This window comes from Streptomyces sp. V4I2 (genome assembly GCF_030817655.1).
Lineage (GTDB): Bacteria > Actinomycetota > Actinomycetes > Streptomycetales > Streptomycetaceae > Streptomyces > Streptomyces plumbiresistens.
Genome location: NZ_JAUSZM010000003.1, coordinates 9,812,933 through 9,829,392 on the forward strand (window position 1 = coordinate 9,812,933; position 16,460 = coordinate 9,829,392).

The following is a 16,460-nucleotide window of genomic DNA, read 5'->3' on the forward strand; positions in this document are numbered from 1 at the left end:
CATGCCAAAAACAAAGGAAACCGCCATGAACAGCTTCTCCAGAAGGCGCCGCCTGACCGCCGCAGCCCTGACCGCCCTGGCAGTCGCCACCAGCGCCACCGCCTGCGGTTCCGGCTCGGGGGGCACCGGGACACAGGCGGCGGACAACGACACGTACACCATCTGGGACCCCTACCCGCAGTTCGCCAAGGGCTCGGCGTGGGTGAAGCTGCTCGACGCCTGCGGCACCGAGGCCGGCGTGAAGATCAAGCGGACCGGGTTCGACACCAGCGACCTGGCGAACAAGACACTTCTGGCGGCGCAGCAGGGCAACTCCCCGGACGTCCTCATCGTCGACAACCCCGTGGTGTCGACCCTGGCCGAGGCGGGCGTGCTCACCACGACCGACGACAACAAGCTCGACACGTCGAAGGTCGACCCCAACCTGCTCGCCGCCGGCCAGTCGGGCGGCAAGACCTACGGCACCCCGATCGGCGCCAACACCCTCGCCCTCTACTACAACAAGGCGGTGCTCAAGCAGGCCGGCGTGGACATCTCCTCCGTCAAGGACTGGGAGACGCTGACCGCGGCCCTGGCGAAGGTCAAGCAGGCCGGCAAGAAGGGCATCACCTTCTCCGCGATCGGCACCGAGGAGGGGAGCTTCCAGTTCCTGCCGTGGCTCTGGGGCTCCGGCGCGAAGCTGACCGAACTCGACTCGCCCGCGGCCGTCTCCGCGCTGTCCCTGTGGAAGGACTGGCTGGACAAGGGCTACGCCCCCAACTCCGTGCTGAACAACACCCAGACCACCAGCTGGCAGGAGTTCGCGACCGGCGACTACGCGTTCAGCGAGAACGGCACCTGGCAGCTCGCGAACGCCGAGAAGGCAGGCTTCGACTACGGGGTCATACCCGTCCCCGGCGCCGACGGAGGCAGCGCCGCGGCCCCGACGGGCGGCGAGTTCGTCACCCTCCCGGTCCAGGACTCGACCGACCGCTACGCCACCACGCAGAAGATCGCGACCTGCCTGACCAGCACCCAGAACCTGTACGACACCGACACCACCCTCTCCTACGTCGCCCCCACCACCGAGGTCCAGGACAAGCAGGTGGCGGGCAACCCCGGGCTGCAGCCCTGGGTGGACGCGGTCAAGGCGGCCAAGGGCCGCACCAGCGACGACCTGGGCACCAAGTACCCCAAGATCTCCGAGCAGATGTGGAAGGCCGTCCAGTCCGCCCTCAGCGGCTCGAAGTCACCGAAGGACGCGCTGACCGCCGCCCAGTCCGCCGCCAAGTAACAGCTCTCAGGGGCCCGTTGATGACTCACACGACACAAGTGCCGCACCGCCGGCCCGTGCCCGGCCACAGCGGTGCGGCCCCCACCGCACCGTCCGGGACACGGCGCCGCCCCAGCTCCCAGCAGTGGGCCGCCTGGGCCTTCCTCGCCCCGGTGACCCTCTACCTCGTCCTCTTCTACGCCTATCCCCTCTACCGCAACCTCGACCTGAGCCTGCGCAACTACACCGTCCGCTCCTTCGTCCAGGGCGACGCGCCGTTCACGGGCCTCGCGAACTACCGGACCGTCTTCGACGACCCGACCTTCGCCCCCGCCCTGCTCCACACCGTGGTGTTCACCGCCGTCTGCCTGGCCTTCCAGTACGTCATAGGCCTGGCGCTCGCGGTCTTCTTCAACCAGCACTTCCGGCTCTCGGCCACCCTGCGCGCCCTGTTCCTGGTGCCCTGGCTGCTGCCGCTGATCGTGTCGGCCTCCACCTGGTCATGGATGCTCAACAGCGAATCGGGCATCGTCAACGCCGCCCTGCACGCCGTCGGCATCGGCCCGGTGAACTGGCTGACCTCGCCCTCCTGGTCGCTGACCTCGGTGATCATCGCGAACATCTGGATCGGCGTCCCGTTCAACCTGGTCGTGCTCTACAGCGGCCTGCAGTCCATTCCCGCCGGCCTGTACGAGGCCGCCGCCCTCGACGGGGCCGGTCCCTGGCGGCGGTTCTGGAGCATCACCTTCCCGCTCCTGCGACCGGTGTCCGCGATCACCCTGCTCCTGGGGCTGGTCTACACGCTCAAGGTCTTCGACATCATCTGGATCATGACCAAGGGCGGCCCGGCGGACTCGTCCACCACCTTCGCCACCTGGTCCTACCAGCTCGGCTTCGGGAACCTGTTGCCCGCCTTCGGCCCGGGAGCGGCCGTCGGCAACCTGCTGGTGATCGCCGCCCTGGTCTTCGGCCTGGTGTACGTCCGAGTCCAGCGCAAGCAGGAGTCGTCATGAGCCGAAACGGCAAGCGTACGTGGGGAAAGACGGCCATCGGCCTCCTGCTGACCGGCATCATGCTCTTCCCGGTCTACTGGATGCTCAACGTGTCCTTCACCCCCGCCCAGGACATGCGCAAGACCCCGCCGGACCTGTTCCCCGCCGACGCCACCCTGGAGGGCTACCGGGCCGTCCTGGACCAGCAGTTGCCCTACCTCGGCACCAGCCTCGTCATCGGCCTGGGCACCGTCGCCCTGACCGTGGCGCTGGCCGCCCCGGCCGGTTACGCGCTGGCCAAGCTGCGCCCGCGCGGTGGCGGCATCCTCGGCTTCGTCCTCCTGGCCGCCCAGATGATCCCCGGCATCATCATGGCGATGGGCTTCTACGCCATCTACCTCAGCCTCGGCCTGCTCCAGTCCGTCCCCGGCCTGATCGTCGCCGACTCCACCCTGGCCGTCCCCTTCGCCGTACTCATCTTCACCGCCTTCATGTCCGGCATCCCCGGCGAACTGCTCCAGGCGGCCAGGACGGACGGCGCCGGACCCCTGCGCACCTTCTGGTCGATCGTCCTGCCGATGAGCCGCAACGCCGTCGTCACGGTGTCGCTGTTCGCGTTCCTGTGGTCCTGGTCCGACTTCATCTTCGCCAGCACCCTGGTCAACGGCGGCGCCCACGAACCGATCACCCTCGGCATCTACCACTACATCGGCAACAACAACCAGGAGTGGAACGCCATCATGGCCACCGCCGTCGTGGCCTCGCTGCCGGCCGCGGTCATCCTCGTCCTCGCCCAGCGCTACGTCGCCGCCGGCGTGACCGCCGGTGCGGTCAAGGACTGACCCGCCCCTCGCCACGGCCCCACCGTCCGTCCGCCGGACGGTCCGCCACCCCTGCCCGAGAAACGAGTGACGCTTCATGACCGCCGACCGATCCGGCCCGGCCTTCTCCGTCCACGACATCCCCTTCAGCACCCACGGATCCTGGTTCGACATCTCTCCCGTGGTGGCGGAGAAGACGTATGCCGAGGACCTCCACCTCGTCTCGCACCAGAACGGCATGCACGCCGTCCTGCGCCTGATGCCGCTCGATGGCGCGACGGGCGAGCGCGCCGAGACCCATGTGGAGGCGACACCGGGTCTGCTGAGCTGGATCGGCGCGACCGGCCGCGCCGACCTCGCCTACGAGTCGCCGGACACCGTACGCCTGCGCGGTACGGGACTGCCGCTGCGCGTCGCGGCGGCGGCCCCGACGCTGACCCCGTTCAGCGGCACCTACTTCTTCCACGACGCGGCCGCCGGCGCGCACGTTTTCACCTCGTACGAGACCGGACGCCGCTACCGCGTCACCGTGCTCTCCGGCACGGTGACCGACACGTTCGGCAGCCAGGCCCTGGGCAGCGCCGACCGCGGCCTCACGGTCGCCGCCGACGCGGACGGTCCCTGGGAGATCGCGATCGAGGAACTCGACACGGCCCGCCCGCCGTACGTGTCGGCGGCAGCCTTCGGCAAGATCGTCGAGGCCGCGCGGAACTCCTTCGCGGACTTCGTCGACACGGTGGCCCCCTGGCGCTCGTCCGCCACCCCGGCCGCCGAACTCGCCGCCTACGTCATCTGGTCCGCGACCGTACGCCCGGCAGGGCTGGTCACCCGGCCCGCCGTACTGATGTCCAAGCACTGGATGGACAAGGTCTGGAGCTGGGACCACTGCTTCAACGCCCTTGCCCTGGCCCCCGGCTGCCCCGAACTGGCCTGGGACCAGTACCACCTGCCCTTCGACCACCAGGACGAGAGCGGGGCGCTGCCCGACTCGGTCACCCACTCCGAGGTCCTCCACAACTTCGTCAAACCACCCATCCACGGCTGGGCGTTCGGTCACCTGCGCCGTCGGCTGAGCACGCCCCTCGGGCAGGCCGAACTGGCCGAGACGTACGACCGGCTGGAACGCTGGACGGACTTCTGGCTCACCACCCGGCGCGCCCCCGGCGCCGCACTGCCCCACTACCAGCACGGCAACGACAGCGGCTGGGACAACGCCACCACCTTCGACCCCGAACGCGTGGTCGTCACCGCCGACCTCGCCGCCTTCCTCGTCCTCCAGCTGCACCAACTTGCGCAACTCGCGAGTGAGTTGGGGTGGCCGGAGAAAGCTCGCCGGTGGACGCGAACGGCTGCGGCAACCCAGGCGGCGATGCTCGACCAGCTCTGGACCGGCGAACGGTTCGTCGCCCGGGGTGTCGGCAGCGGGGACACCTGGAGCAGTGCCAGCCTGCTCGACCTGATGCCCATCGTGCTGGGCGAGCATCTGCCGGACGAGGTCAGCGGCGTGCTGGCCGGCCGGCTCGAGGCTCACCTGACCGCGTACGGACTGGCCACCGAGCTGCCCACCTCGCCGCACTACCGCTCCGACGGCTACTGGCGCGGCCCGATCTGGGCCCCTGCCACGGTCCTCGTCGAGGACGGCCTGCGCCGGGCCGGCCACCACCGGCTGGCGGACGAAGTCAGTGCCCGCTTCCGCGCCCTGTGCGAAACGTACGGGTTCGCGGAGAACTTCGACGCCCTGACCGGCACGGGTCTGCGGGACCGCGCCTACACCTGGACCGCCGGCAGCTACCTCCTCCTCGCCGAGGCACACGCAACCCGAACCAGCCACTGACCGGCCGCCTGCATACGGCATGCGCTGACGTCGGTCCGACCACGGCACCCGTATAGGCACTGCCTATACGGGGCATCGGTTTTTGGTCGTGGACCTCCTCATCTGTGACCGGCTTCACTGTGCCGGTAGGTGGTGCGACGACCGGTCGGGACCCGGTGTCGTACCCGGGCCTTCGAAGCCGGCACCGGACGCGCTGCATCCCGCCAGGGGTGCGTGTTTCTCGTCCGGGAGTGCGCCGGCAGGCCCTACCCGTGCCCGGATGGAGGTTGCAATGACGCATGCCCCGAAGGAAGCCGCAGGCGACGCCGTGGTGAGGAAGAAGCCGTGGTACCGGCAGTTGTACGTGCAGGTGCTGGTGGCGATCGTCATCGGGATCGTGCTCGGCTGGCGGTGGCCGGATCTGGCCACGTCGATGGAGCCGATCGGCACCACGTTCATCACGGCGATGAAGATGCTCATCGGGCCGATCGTGTTCCTCACCATCATCGGCGGCGTCGCCGGAGTCGCGGACCTGAAGAAGGTGGGCCGCACCGGGATCGAGGCGCTGACCTACTTCCAGCTGGGCACGATCGTGGCCATGGCGACGGGGCTGGTCGCGATCAACATCTTCCGGCTCGGCGACGGCGTGCACGCCGACGCCTCCCAGCTGGACGTCTCGGGTGACGCGGGCCAGTACATCGAGACGGGGGAGCACCAGCACTGGTGGGAGTTCCTGACGGGCATCGTGCCGAACAGCTTCTTCGGTGCGTTCGTCGAGGGAGACATCCTGCAGGTGATCTTCCTCGCGGTGCTCTTCGGGATCGCGCTGAAGTCCGTCGGCAAGGTCGGCGAGCCGATCATCGCCGGGGTCGACCGCCTGACCGAAGTCGTGTTCAAGGTGCTGTCGTTCGTCATGAAGGTGGCCCCGCTGGGCGCCTTCGGGGCGATGGCCTACGCCATCGGGAAGTTCGGTCTGTCGACCCTGACCAGCCTCGGTTCGCTGATCCTGCTCTTCTACGTCACCTCCGTCCTGTTCGTCGTGGTCGTGCTGGGCGGCGTGCTCGCCGCGTACGTGCGGCTGAACATCTTCCAGCTCTTCCGCTACCTGAAGGAGGAGTTCTTCCTGATCCTGGGCACCTCCACCGCCGAACCCGCGCTGCCGGGCCTGATGCGCAAGCTGGAGTTCATGGGCGCCGAGAAGCCCACGGTCCGCCTGGTGGTGCCGACCGGCTACAGCTTCAACCTCGACGGGGCCGCGATCTACCTGTCCCTGGCCACCCTCTACATCGCGCAGGCCACGGACACCCCCCTCTCCGTCGGACAGCAACTCGGCCTGCTCGCCGTCATGTTGCTGACGTCCAAGGGAGCGGCGGGCGTCGCGGGCGGCGGCTTCATCGCGCTCACCGCGACCTTGTCGACGGTCGGCTCCGTCCCCGCCGCGGGCATCATGCTCGTCTTCGGCATCGACAAGTTCATGTCGGAGTGCCGGGCCCTGGTCAACTTCTACGGCAACGCGGTCGCCACCCTCTTCGTCGCCCGCTGGGAGAACGGCCTCGACCTGACGCGGGCGCCCGCCGGGTACTGTCCGGCGAGATACGGGAAGACGCCCTCGCGCCGGTCGAAGAGGCACCCGCACCGGACGCGGACGCCACCGCGCGGCGTAAGCAGGCAGCGCCGCCTGACGGAGCCGCCGAACCCACCGTCGTCGTCGACGAACCGCCGGCCGCAGCCGAAGTGCCCGCAGCGCGGCCGGCCGAGGACGACGAGGCGGTCCCGGCCAACCACCGATAGCGTCCGCCCATTGCCCGAGGCCGGTGGCAGCAGGAGGAACGGTGGACGCCCGGCAGCTCGAATACTTCCTCGCCATCGTGGAGCACGGCGGATTCAGCAAGGCGGCCGCCGCGCTCCACGTGGCGCAGCCCTCGCTCTCGCAGGCGATGGCGAACCTGGAAGCCGATCTGGGCGTCTCGCTGTTCCACCGGATGGGCCGCGGGGTCGTACTCAGCGAGGCGGGGGCGGAACTCCTCGAACCGAGCCGCCGCGTGCTGCGCGACCTGGCGGCCGTACGGGACAGGGCCGCGGCCCTGTCCGGTCTGCACGGCGGCACCGTCGAGGTGGCCGCCATGCCCTCACCCGGCATCGAGCCGCTGACCGGCCTGATCCACCGCTTCGCCGCACTGCACCCGTCCGTCACCGTCAGCAGCCGGGCCGCCTTCACACCCGAGGAAACCGTGGACCTCGTCCGCGGCGGCGTCTGCGAACTGGGGCTTCTCGGAGCGGCCAAGCCGGTGGCGGTGTCCGGTCTCGACGTCCTGCCCGTGGAGGAGCAGCCGTTCGTCGTGGTGGCCGGTGCGGGCGGAGACGTGGAGGACGGGGCGACCCTGCGTCCGGAGGACCTCGGAGGGCGCAAGCTGATCGCTTCCCGGGGCGGGAGTCTGATGCGCACCATCGTCGACGACATCACCGCGCACACCGAGGGCACCGACATCGTCGCGGTCGTCGACCACCGCACCTCCATCCTCCCGCTCGTGCTGACCGGGGTCGGCATCGCGGTGCTGCCCGCGTCCTGGACCCGGCTGGCCCGCCGCTGCGGTGCCGTCGTGGCGTCCATCGAGCCCACGGCACATCTCCACGTCGCCATGATCAGCCTGCCGGCCCATCTCACGCCGGGCGCCCGCGCCTTCCTGGAGCTGACCCGTTCGTACGCTCAGCGGAAGGGCCTGCGCGTGCCGTAGCCGCGGTACGACAGCCGCGGTACGACCCTGGCTGCCAGACCGATCGGTTGCACCTATGGGCCGTATCGGAAGCTGGTCTTGGACGGGGCGGGCACCGACTGGGTTGACTCGGAGACGTCGAAGAAGGCGTCGGAGAAGACGCCGAATCACCCGGCTCCCGGCTCCCGCTCGAGCAGGGGAACCCCATCACCGGAGGCACCTTGTGACCGCAACCCGCACCTTCCGCATCGCCGCCATCCCCGCCGACGGCGTTGGCGTCGAAGTCGTCGCCGCGGGCCGCGCCGTCCTGGACGCGCTGGCCGCCGACTCCCAGGGAGCCTTCGCCTTCGAGTGGGAGGAGTTCCCCTGGGGCTGCGGCTACTACGAGCTGACCGGCAAGATGATGGACGACGACGGCCTGGAGCGCCTGAAGGACTTCGACGCCATCTACTTCGGCGCCGTCGGCTGGCCCAGCGTCCCCGACCACGTCAGTCTGTGGGGCCTGCGGCTGAAGATCTGCCAGAGCTTCGACCAGTGGGCCAACATCCGCCCCGTGCACTTCCTGCCCGGCGTCCAGAGCCCCCTGCGCAAGGCGGACCACACCGAACTGGACTGGGTCGTCGTCCGGGAGAACAGCGAGGGCGAGTACGCCGGCCTCGGCGGCCGCAACCTCTCCGGCCGCGGGCAGGGCGGTGAAGTCGCCGTCCAGTCGGCCCTGTTCACCGAGGTGGGCTGCGAACGCATCATGCGCTTCGCCTTCGACCTGGCCCGCACTCGTACGCATCGCAAGGTCTCGTCCGTCACCAAGAGCAACGCCCAGCAGTACGGCATGGTCCTGTGGGACGACGTCTTCAAGCGCGTCGCCGCCGACTACCCCGACGTGGTGACCGAGAGCGTCCTCGTCGACGCCATGTCCGCGAAGTTCGTGCTGAAGCCGGAGGACCTCTCCGTCGTCGTCGCCTCCAACCTCAACGCCGACATCCTCTCCGACCTCGGCAGCGCCCTCGCCGGTAGCCTCGGCCTGGCCGCCAGCGCCAACCTCAACCCCGAGCGCCGTTTCCCCAGCATGTTCGAGCCGGTCCACGGTTCCGCCCCGGACATCGCCGGCCAGGGCCTCGCCAACCCGGTCGGCGCGGTCGGCAGCGCCGCCCTGATGCTGGAGCACTTCGGCCTGCCCGACCACGCGGCCCGCCTGCACAAGGCGATCGAAGCGACCACGGGCGCCGGTATCCTCACCCGCGACGTCGGCGGCACCGCCTCGACGGAGGACGTCACCAAGGCCCTCATCGACGCCCTCGGCGCCTGACCGCCAACTCCTCCGGTCGCCGCCCACCCACTCGCGCCGCGCGCAGGCGCGCACCGAAACGTCCCGGCCTGTCTCTGACGTCGCGCCGACAGACCGGGACAGGCCGCCCCGACGGGACCGGCGGCCGCCCCGTGCCGGGTCCACGAGTTACTCCTGCTCGGGGCCCGGCACTGTGTGTTCCGCGCCCGTACGGCACATGACGGGCAGCGGTGACGCTGCCCGGGCAGAAGGGCCTGGGCGATGGCGAACTCGTCACGGGGTCAAGCAACGGGAGAACGCGGTCTCTGATGAACGTTCGCTGTTGCCTTTGTGAAGACTGGTGGGTGACCCGTGGCCATGCTGCGAGGGGCTCGAAGGTCGACCGTGACGGTGACTGAGGTCAGGCCCAACGACCTTTCATAACAGTTGCGTTGGGAGCACGTAACGTCACAGGGGGTGCCTCTTGGGGCTCGCTGTGCGGTGGTAGCATTCCCGCGTCTGCGACCTTGATCCACTCGGCTTCGGTGCTGATTCGAGGTCGGCCTGCTCTTCGTGCAACAGCGGTCATGCAGTTCCTCGTGGATGTGCCAGCGATCCTCGCGAGGTGTATCCGTCGATGTCTGCATGCCACGCGCCGGGAAGGTTTCCATGAATCGAGACGCGCTCATGTGGTGCTTGGTTGCGGTAGCGGCGATAGCCGTCGTCGCAGTCTCGGTACTCGTCGTCCGCAACAGAGCCCTGGGGGTGAGGAAGAGGCAGACCGAGGCCGCGCTGACGCAGAAGCTGGAGGCGGTCGAACGCCAACTGGCGCTCTCGCGAGCCGAGTTGAAGAAGTTCACCGACGAGCAGGACGCTGCCATCCAGGCAGCCGAGCAGGCGGCGGAGGAGAGCACCAAGGCCGTCCTCAAGGGGGCCGCCCGTTTCCTGCAGAGCCTCGCGGCCGAGCAGACGACACTCCTCGACAACATCCAGCGGAAGTACGGAGGACACCCCGTCCTCGCCGATCTCCTGGACGTGAACCACGCCAACGCGCAGATGGCACGCAAGGCCCAGGGCATCGCGGTCATGTGCGGTGCGCCTCTGGGCCGCCGCAAGCAGGCCGCCAGCGTCTACGACGTCGTACGCAGCGCCATGGGGCAGATCCGCAACTTCCACCGGGTCGAGATCATGCAGCAGAGCGGCATCGCGCTGAAACCGTCCGCGGTCGCGCCTGTTGCCCTCGCCGTCGCTGAAATCCTCGACAACGCCGCCAGCTTCTCCCAGCACGACGCGCCGATCGAAGTGACGTTCCAGCGGATCCAGAAGAACGTGTGCATCGTGATCGACGACGCCGGCGTCGGCATGAGTGACGAGGACCGGCAGAAGGCGTCCGCGCTGCTGTCCGGCGACGACATCGCGCGCCTGTCGCAGCTCGGGACGCAGCCGAAGTTCGGCTTCCCCGTCGTCGGTCTGATCGCCCGCCAGTACGGATTCAAGGTGGACGTCACCGGTTTCTCCCGGTACGGCGGTGTCCGGGCCGTCGTCCTGCTGCCCGAGGAGCTGTGGACCATGGAGGAGACCCCGCCACCGGTCACGGAGGCTCCCGTCAGCAGCATCCGACGCGTCGAGAGCGTGGAGCAGACCGCGGCGCGCACGGTGCACGGCCTGCCGAAGCGAGGAGGCCGCAAGCCCCCGGTCGCAAGCGTCGCCGGCACGGGCGGCGCCACGAGCGGGACCGCGATACCCAAGGAGGGCCCTCGCCGCTCCGGCGGCGGCCTGGGCGCTCTCCAGCGCGGCACGCTCGAAGGCCGCGGCCTTGACGCTTCTGAGCCCGAAGGGTCCGAAGAGGCATGACCACAGACATGTCGTGGATGGTCAGGGACATCGTGGACAACGTGCCTCGGGCCCTGCACGCCGTTGTGCTGTCTGCGGACGGTCTTCCCCGCGGCGCCACGGACGGACTGACCGAGAAGGACGTGCGGACCATCTCCGCCGCGATGGCCGGGATGCAGTCGCTCAGCCGGGCCACCGCTCACTTCGCCGGGCCGGCGCAGGAGCGGCGGTGGAACCAGACGGTCATCGAGTTCTCGCACGGCTGGATCTTTCTGATCGGAGCGGGGCAGGGTGCCTACCTCGCCGCCGCCGCGGAGCCCGATGTCGACCTGCAGCAGATTTCCTTCCGCATGCACCGGCTCGTCGCCCGCCTGGGAGACAACCTCACCTCGCCGCCGAGGGTGAGAGGCGCGGACGAGGCCGGTGAGGACGGCGAGGGGGTCCGGCGTGAGGGCGTGAGCGGTTCCGGATTCGTGCTGCCCGAGCTGGACAAGGCGGTCGCGGATGTCCCCGGTGCTCTGCACGCCGTGTTGCTCGGCTCCGACGGGCTCCCCCGCGGAGCAACCTCCGGGATGAGCAAGGACCTTGCGGACACGATCGCGGCGGCCATGACGGGCATCCACTCCTACAGTCGTGTCACGTCGCAGTTCGCGGGCGGTCTGGAGGACGCCGAGTGGCGGCAGACGGTCATCGAGTTCCAGCACGGATGGATCTTCCTGATCGCGGCCGGTGACGGTGCCTTCCTGGCTGCGGCCGCCGAACACGACTGTGATATCGAGGAGTTCACCACGCGGCTGCACGACGTGGTGCCTACGTTGAGCGCGGGCGGGGCGCCTCGGGGAGAGAGGGGCGGCGATGCATGACGATCCGGATCAGCAGGAGCTGGAGCTGACCTCCGCCTTAGTCCCTCTCTTCGTGATCTCGATGGGGCGTGCGCTTCCCGCGGACCACGAGTACGAGCACACCACGCTGGTGACCGCGCAACCGGATGCGTCGGCCGCGGCGCGCACGCTTCCCCCGGAAGCGCGCGAGGTCATGGACCTGGTGACCGATGGTTTCTTGTCCGTGGCCGAGGTGTCGGGCCACACACACCTGCCGTTGGGCATCGTGCGCATTCTGTTGGCGCAGATGGAGGAGGACGGCCTCATCCTCGTGCGGAAGCCCATACCGCACGCCGAACGTCCCGACCGCGAACTGCTCAGCGCCGTGCTCGATGGCTTGCACACCCGATTCGGAGCGTAACTCGTGTACCTGGATCCAGACGTCTCCCACGCGGTGAAGATCCTCATAGTGGGCCACTTCGGAGTCGGGAAGACCACCTGCATCGGAAGCATCTCCGAAATCGAACCGCTGCAGACCGAAGAAGAGATCACCGAGGCCAGCGAGGGCTTCGACGACCTGACGGGGACGCCGGACAAGACGAAGACGACCGTGGCGATGGACTTCGGCCGGCTGACCCTCAGCGACACGCTGGTCCTGTATCTCTTCGGAACGCCGGGACAGGAACGATTCAAGGAAGTGTGGGAGGGGTTGTCCCGGGGAGCGCTGGGTGCCCTGGTCCTCGTCGACCCCGAGCGTCTGCACGAGAGTTTCCCTGTCCTGGACCGGGTCGAGAGCTTCGGCCTGACGTATGCCATCGGTGTCAACCGCTTCGACGGCACCACCGACTACCCGCTCGACGAAGTGCGCGAGGCGCTGAACCTCTCCGACGAGACACCCATCGTGAATTGCGACGTCCGCAGTCAGCAGTCTTCGGCAAAGGCGCTCGTCACCTTGGTGAAGCACCTTATGTCCATACTCGGCTAGGAGCCATGGCATGCAGCAGTTCAACACATCCGGCATACCGGCCGGTTGCCCCGCGCACCAGAACGTCCAGCTGTTCGGGCCCGAGTTCGGCGCAGACCCCGAGCGTCACTACGCTCACCTGCGCTCCACCGGTCCCAGTGCCCCCGTCGACATCGCACCGGGCGTCCAGGTCGAGCTGGTCACCAGCTACGACGCGGCCCTGTACATCCTGCAGAACCCCGCCTGGTTCGTCCGGGACTCACGCCGCTGGAAGGCGCTGAACGAAGGACGCGTCCCCGAGGACAGCCCGGCCCTGCCCATGATGGGCTACCGCCCCAACGCACTGTTCAGCGACGGCGCGGCACACGCCCGGCTGCGGCAGGCGGTCACCGACAGCCTGGCCACCGTCGACGAACTCCAACTCGTCAGGCAGACCCAGCAGTCCGCCGACTACCTGATCAGCCAGTTCAGCGCCGAGCCCCGCGGTCAGGCGGAGCTGATGGCCGACTACGCCCAGCCGCTTCCGCTGTTGGTGTTCAGCGACCTGTTCGGCTGTCCGCCCGAGATCGGCGACCGCGTCATCGTCGGGATCAGCGGCATCTTCGAAGGCACCGCCGGAGCGGACCAGGTGCTGGGCGGGGCACTTGCCGAACTGATCGCTCTCAAACGGCGCCAGCCCGGTGAGGACCTGACCACGCGACTGATGCAGCACTCCGCGGAGCTGACCGACGAGGAGGTGCTGCACCAGCTCGTGACCCTGCTCTCCGGCGGCACCGCACCCCTGTCGGCCACCATCGGCACCAGCAGTGCGCTGTATCTCAGCGAGGACTGGCAGGTCGGCCTGCCGGTCGAGGACGCCGTGTCCCAGACGCTGTGGAAATACGCACCGATCGCCAACTACGCGGCGCATTACCCGACCCAGGATGTCGAACTGGGCGGCAGGACGCTCGCGGCCGACGAGCCGGTCCTGATCTCCTTCGCGGCGGCCAACAACGATCCCAAGCTGACCAAGCACCGTGAACAGCTCAGTGCCAAGGCGCACTTGGCCTTCGGCGCCGGCCCCCACGGATGCCCCGCCAAGGACCCGGCGTTCATGATCGCGGTCACCGCGGTCGAGACTCTGCTCAACCGGCTTCCCGACGTCGAGATGCGCGTCGCCTTCAAGGAACTCGCCTGGGTACCGGCGCCGTGGAGCCGGTCTCTGGTGACCATTCCGGTCCGCTTCTCCCCGCGCACGGTGACGTCGGCCGCCGCCGCGCCCGTGAAGCCCGTGGACGCCCGGACAGGACAGCTGTCCGCCCCTGCCGCGCAGCCTTCCGCCGCGTCCGCGTCCCGGAAGGCGGCCCATGCCGCGCCGCAGCCCAAGGGAGGGCTGTTCAGCCGCTTCCTGGCGTGGACAAGGGGCGAGTGATGTAAGTAACCCTACGAGAACACTGTGTTATTGGATGCTTCAAGCACCCCACGGGTACGTATGGCGGCTGATGCTCAGAAAGGAGCCGTCATCGTGGGAAGTGCCACGACTCCGTCATCCGACCGCCGGGCCACCGTCGCCCTTTTCTCCCGTCTGCGGACGGCCGAAGGGCAAGCCAATCCCTTTCCGATCTACGCGGAACTCCGGTCGAGGGGCGGAGTCAGCCCAGCCCCCTGGGGCGGCTCCCTCGTGACCAGCTTCAGCATGTGCGACCAGATACTCCGCAGCAGCGACTGGCTGGAGCCGGACCAGAGCTGGCGGGAGCGCCAGGGCCCGCGCACCCGCTGGAGCGCCCCCTCCTCACGCGAGATAGGCAGCACCATGCCTGCCCTCAACCCCCCGCAGCACACCAGGGTGCGCCGGGCGGCCGGCACCTTCGACCGCGGCACCATCGAGCGGATCGGCCGGACGGTGCGCCGGGTGACCGACGGCCTGCTGGACTCCCTGGCCGACCACCTGCACGCCGGGGAGGCCGACTTCGCCGCCCTGGTGAGCGAGGAGCTGCCGGTCGCCACCATCGGCGACTGGCTCGGCCTGCCGAGCGCCGACTGGCCGCGCCTGCGCGAACTGACCCACGACCAGGTCTTCACCCAGGAACTGCTGCCCTCGGCCAGCCAGTTGGCCACGTCCGACGTGGCCATGGCCGAACTCCGCGACTACTTCGTCGACTTAGTACGCGACCGGCGTACCCACCTCGGCGAGGACCCCGTGTCCCGATGGATAGAGGCCTGGGACGCCATCGAACCGGACCAGGACAAGGCGGACCAAGAGGTCTACTTCTTGGCCCTGTTCGTCCTCCTCGCAGCCCTGGAGACCACCTCCACCCTGCTGTCGACCATGACGCTCCTGCTCGTCGAGGACCCGGAGCGGTGGGACCTGGTCGCCACCAGTCCGGACCTGGTGCCCGCCTTCGTGGAGGAGACGCTGCGCTACGACTCTCCCACGCACGTCATCAGCCGGGTCGCCGCCAAGGACTGCACCCTGGGGGGCTTCGAGGTCCGCAGGGACGAAATGGTCCACCTCATGGTGGGGGCGGCCCACCGGGACCCGGCCAGACACAGCGATCCCGAGCGATTCGACCTCCACCGCAAACCCGCCCACCTCGCCTTCAGCGGTGGCATCCACTACTGCCTCGGCGCGCCGCTGGCCCGCCTTGAGGCCCAGACCCTGCTCCGTCAACTGGTCACACGCCTGCCCCGCCTCACCCTCGTGCGCCGCCCGCCGAGGGCGCCCCGGGTGGCCTTCCGTCGCCTGCTGAAGCTGGACGTCGCCCTCGCATGAACGAAACCTCCACCGTCACCGTCACTGCCCCCACCGCCAAGGCCGTACTCGCCGAGCAGGACGGCCCCGTCCTCCATGTCCGCCTCAACCCCTTCGAACAGGACGACACGCTGAGCGTGGCCGTTCTCGACGACCTCATCGCCCTGTTCGACGGCCTCCACGAACGGCCCGACATCCGCATCGTGTTGCTGTCGTCCATGGGTGAGGACTTCTGTCTGGGGGCCGACCGCCACGAATACGTGGATGCCCTCGCCCTGGATCCGACGGGTGCCACCCTGCGGCGCATCGCGGACAAGGCCCACCGCCTGTGCCAGGCCCTGGAGAGCACGCACGCCGTCACCATCGCCCGGCTCCACGGCAAGGTCATCGGCGCGGGCCTCGCGCTCGCCGCCTACTGCGACCTGCGCGCCGGCGCGGACACCTGTCAGTTCCGGATGCCGGAGGTCGGGGTAGGACTCCCGCCCGCCTGGGGAGGAGCCATGGGGCGCCTCATCTCCGAAGCCGGCGTCGCCAGGATCCGCGAACTCATGCTCACCTGCAACGTGTTCGACGCAGCCACCGCCCACCGGCTCGGTATCCTCCACAAGGTCGCGCCCCTGGACCAGTTGGACCATGCCGTCGACGCATGGACGAGACCGCTCGTCCGACGCTCGCCCGAGGCCCTCGTCCTGACCAAACGCATGCTCGCCGGCTACGCACGAGCCGACCGCACGGCCGACGTCGCCCTGCTCGACGCCCACCTCCTGACGGCACATCTCAACCAGCGCCCAGCCGTGACCTGACGGCCCCGCAGCGAAGCGCTCCCAGCGGGTTGTCGCCGTCAGCGCGGACGGCGTCATCCGCAGGGCGACCAGACGGCTGAAGTGCCGCCCGGGTCCTTCTCGGGGGCCTGAGCGTCAGCGCCCACCAGCGTGCATCCGCCGGTCAGGCCGGTCGGCGGACCTCGTGGAAGTCGGACTTGCGGATCTTCGCGTGGACGCCCTTCACGTCGTCGACGACCTGGGAGACCGCGAAGTCGCCTGCCGCGCTGAGATACGCCATCGCCAACTGGCGGTCGATGCCGTAGTCGGTCGTGAGCAGGTCCAGCGCGCAGCGCACACAGTCGCGCATCGCCTCGTTGAGGTCCTTGTCACCGGCACGGTCAACCTCATCGCCGACGGGGCGCTCGTCCTCGGCCTGTTTCGCCCGCACCTTGCCCGCCGCACCAGGTCGCTGAGCGCACCGAGGGTCTCCT

At 69.1% G+C, this 16,460-nt stretch carries 16 protein-coding genes and 1 pseudogene; 14 read left to right on the forward strand and 3 right to left on the reverse strand.

Features of this window, described 5'->3' with window-relative positions:
- Positions 1-25: 25 nt before the first annotated feature.
- The 4 genes from QFZ76_RS45855 (at position 26) to QFZ76_RS45870 (ending at position 4,899) form a co-directional block, all read left to right on the forward strand.
- Positions 26-1,273 carry an extracellular solute-binding protein gene (locus QFZ76_RS45855; protein WP_307679260.1) on the forward strand — a complete coding sequence of 416 codons (1,248 nt, stop codon included), beginning with the start codon at positions 26-28 and terminating at the stop codon, positions 1,271-1,273.
- 20 nt (positions 1,274-1,293) lie between these two features.
- On the forward strand, positions 1,294-2,265 hold the full coding sequence (locus tag QFZ76_RS45860; protein WP_307679261.1) for a carbohydrate ABC transporter permease: 972 nt from the start codon (positions 1,294-1,296) through the stop codon (positions 2,263-2,265).
- Positions 2,262-3,086 (forward strand): carbohydrate ABC transporter permease, encoded by an 825-nt coding sequence (locus QFZ76_RS45865; protein ID WP_307679262.1) that lies wholly within the window; start codon positions 2,262-2,264, stop codon positions 3,084-3,086. The genes QFZ76_RS45860 and QFZ76_RS45865 overlap by 4 nt, the downstream gene beginning before the upstream one ends.
- Positions 3,087-3,162: 76 nt before the next feature.
- Positions 3,163-4,899, forward strand: coding sequence for an amylo-alpha-1,6-glucosidase (locus QFZ76_RS45870; protein WP_307679263.1), 1,737 nt, complete (start codon positions 3,163-3,165; stop codon positions 4,897-4,899).
- Positions 4,900-5,013: 114 nt separating this feature from the next.
- On the opposite strand, the gene QFZ76_RS45875 is transcribed toward QFZ76_RS45870, so the two are convergent.
- On the reverse strand, positions 5,014-5,358 hold the full coding sequence (locus QFZ76_RS45875; RefSeq protein ID WP_307679264.1) for a hypothetical protein: 345 nt from the start codon (positions 5,356-5,358) through the stop codon (positions 5,014-5,016).
- On the opposite strand from QFZ76_RS45875, the pseudogene QFZ76_RS45880 reads away from it, so the two are divergent.
- A pseudogene (locus QFZ76_RS45880) lies at positions 5,276-6,388 on the forward strand (cation:dicarboxylate symporter family transporter); the annotation flags it as partial. The gene QFZ76_RS45875 and the pseudogene QFZ76_RS45880 overlap by 83 nt on opposite strands.
- Here the strand turns inward: QFZ76_RS45880 and QFZ76_RS45885 are convergent.
- A complete protein-coding gene (locus tag QFZ76_RS45885) occupies positions 6,382-6,663 on the reverse strand; it encodes a hypothetical protein (protein WP_307679265.1) in 282 nt (93 codons plus the stop codon). The pseudogene QFZ76_RS45880 and the gene QFZ76_RS45885 overlap by 7 nt on opposite strands.
- Before the next feature lie 47 nt (positions 6,664-6,710).
- Between QFZ76_RS45885 and QFZ76_RS45890 the strand changes: the two genes are divergently transcribed.
- The 9 genes from QFZ76_RS45890 (at position 6,711) to QFZ76_RS45930 (ending at position 16,008) form a co-directional block, all read left to right on the forward strand.
- A complete protein-coding gene (locus QFZ76_RS45890; protein WP_307679266.1) occupies positions 6,711-7,613 on the forward strand; it encodes a LysR family transcriptional regulator in 903 nt (300 codons plus the stop codon).
- Between the two features lie 202 nt (positions 7,614-7,815).
- On the forward strand, positions 7,816-8,898 hold the full coding sequence (locus QFZ76_RS45895; RefSeq protein WP_307679267.1) for a tartrate dehydrogenase: 1,083 nt from the start codon (positions 7,816-7,818) through the stop codon (positions 8,896-8,898).
- Between the two features lie 645 nt (positions 8,899-9,543).
- Entirely contained in the window at positions 9,544-10,710 is a 1,167-nt protein-coding gene (locus QFZ76_RS45900) for an ATP-binding protein (protein ID WP_307680327.1), read from the forward strand.
- On the forward strand, positions 10,707-11,552 hold the full coding sequence (locus QFZ76_RS45905; protein ID WP_307679268.1) for a roadblock/LC7 domain-containing protein: 846 nt from the start codon (positions 10,707-10,709) through the stop codon (positions 11,550-11,552). The genes QFZ76_RS45900 and QFZ76_RS45905 overlap by 4 nt, the downstream gene beginning before the upstream one ends.
- Positions 11,545-11,931 (forward strand): DUF742 domain-containing protein, encoded by a 387-nt coding sequence (locus QFZ76_RS45910; protein WP_307679269.1) that lies wholly within the window; start codon positions 11,545-11,547, stop codon positions 11,929-11,931. The genes QFZ76_RS45905 and QFZ76_RS45910 overlap by 8 nt, the downstream gene beginning before the upstream one ends.
- 3 nt (positions 11,932-11,934) lie before the next feature.
- On the forward strand, positions 11,935-12,495 hold the full coding sequence (locus QFZ76_RS45915; protein WP_266451626.1) for an ATP/GTP-binding protein: 561 nt from the start codon (positions 11,935-11,937) through the stop codon (positions 12,493-12,495).
- Between the two features lie 10 nt (positions 12,496-12,505).
- Entirely contained in the window at positions 12,506-13,885 is a 1,380-nt protein-coding gene (locus QFZ76_RS45920) for a cytochrome P450 (protein ID WP_307679270.1), read from the forward strand.
- 93 nt (positions 13,886-13,978) lie between these two features.
- A complete protein-coding gene (locus tag QFZ76_RS45925) occupies positions 13,979-15,226 on the forward strand; it encodes a cytochrome P450 (protein WP_307679271.1) in 1,248 nt (415 codons plus the stop codon).
- Positions 15,223-16,008: an enoyl-CoA hydratase/isomerase family protein gene (locus tag QFZ76_RS45930; protein ID WP_307679272.1), complete on the forward strand. Its 786-nt coding sequence runs from the start codon at positions 15,223-15,225 to the stop codon at positions 16,006-16,008. Before QFZ76_RS45925 ends, QFZ76_RS45930 begins: the two co-directional genes overlap by 4 nt.
- Before the next feature lie 142 nt (positions 16,009-16,150).
- Here QFZ76_RS45930 and QFZ76_RS45935 read toward each other — a convergent pair whose 3' ends face one another.
- Positions 16,151-16,417 (reverse strand): hypothetical protein, encoded by a 267-nt coding sequence (locus tag QFZ76_RS45935; RefSeq protein ID WP_307680395.1) that lies wholly within the window; start codon positions 16,415-16,417, stop codon positions 16,151-16,153.
- Positions 16,418-16,460: the final 43 nt, after the last annotated feature.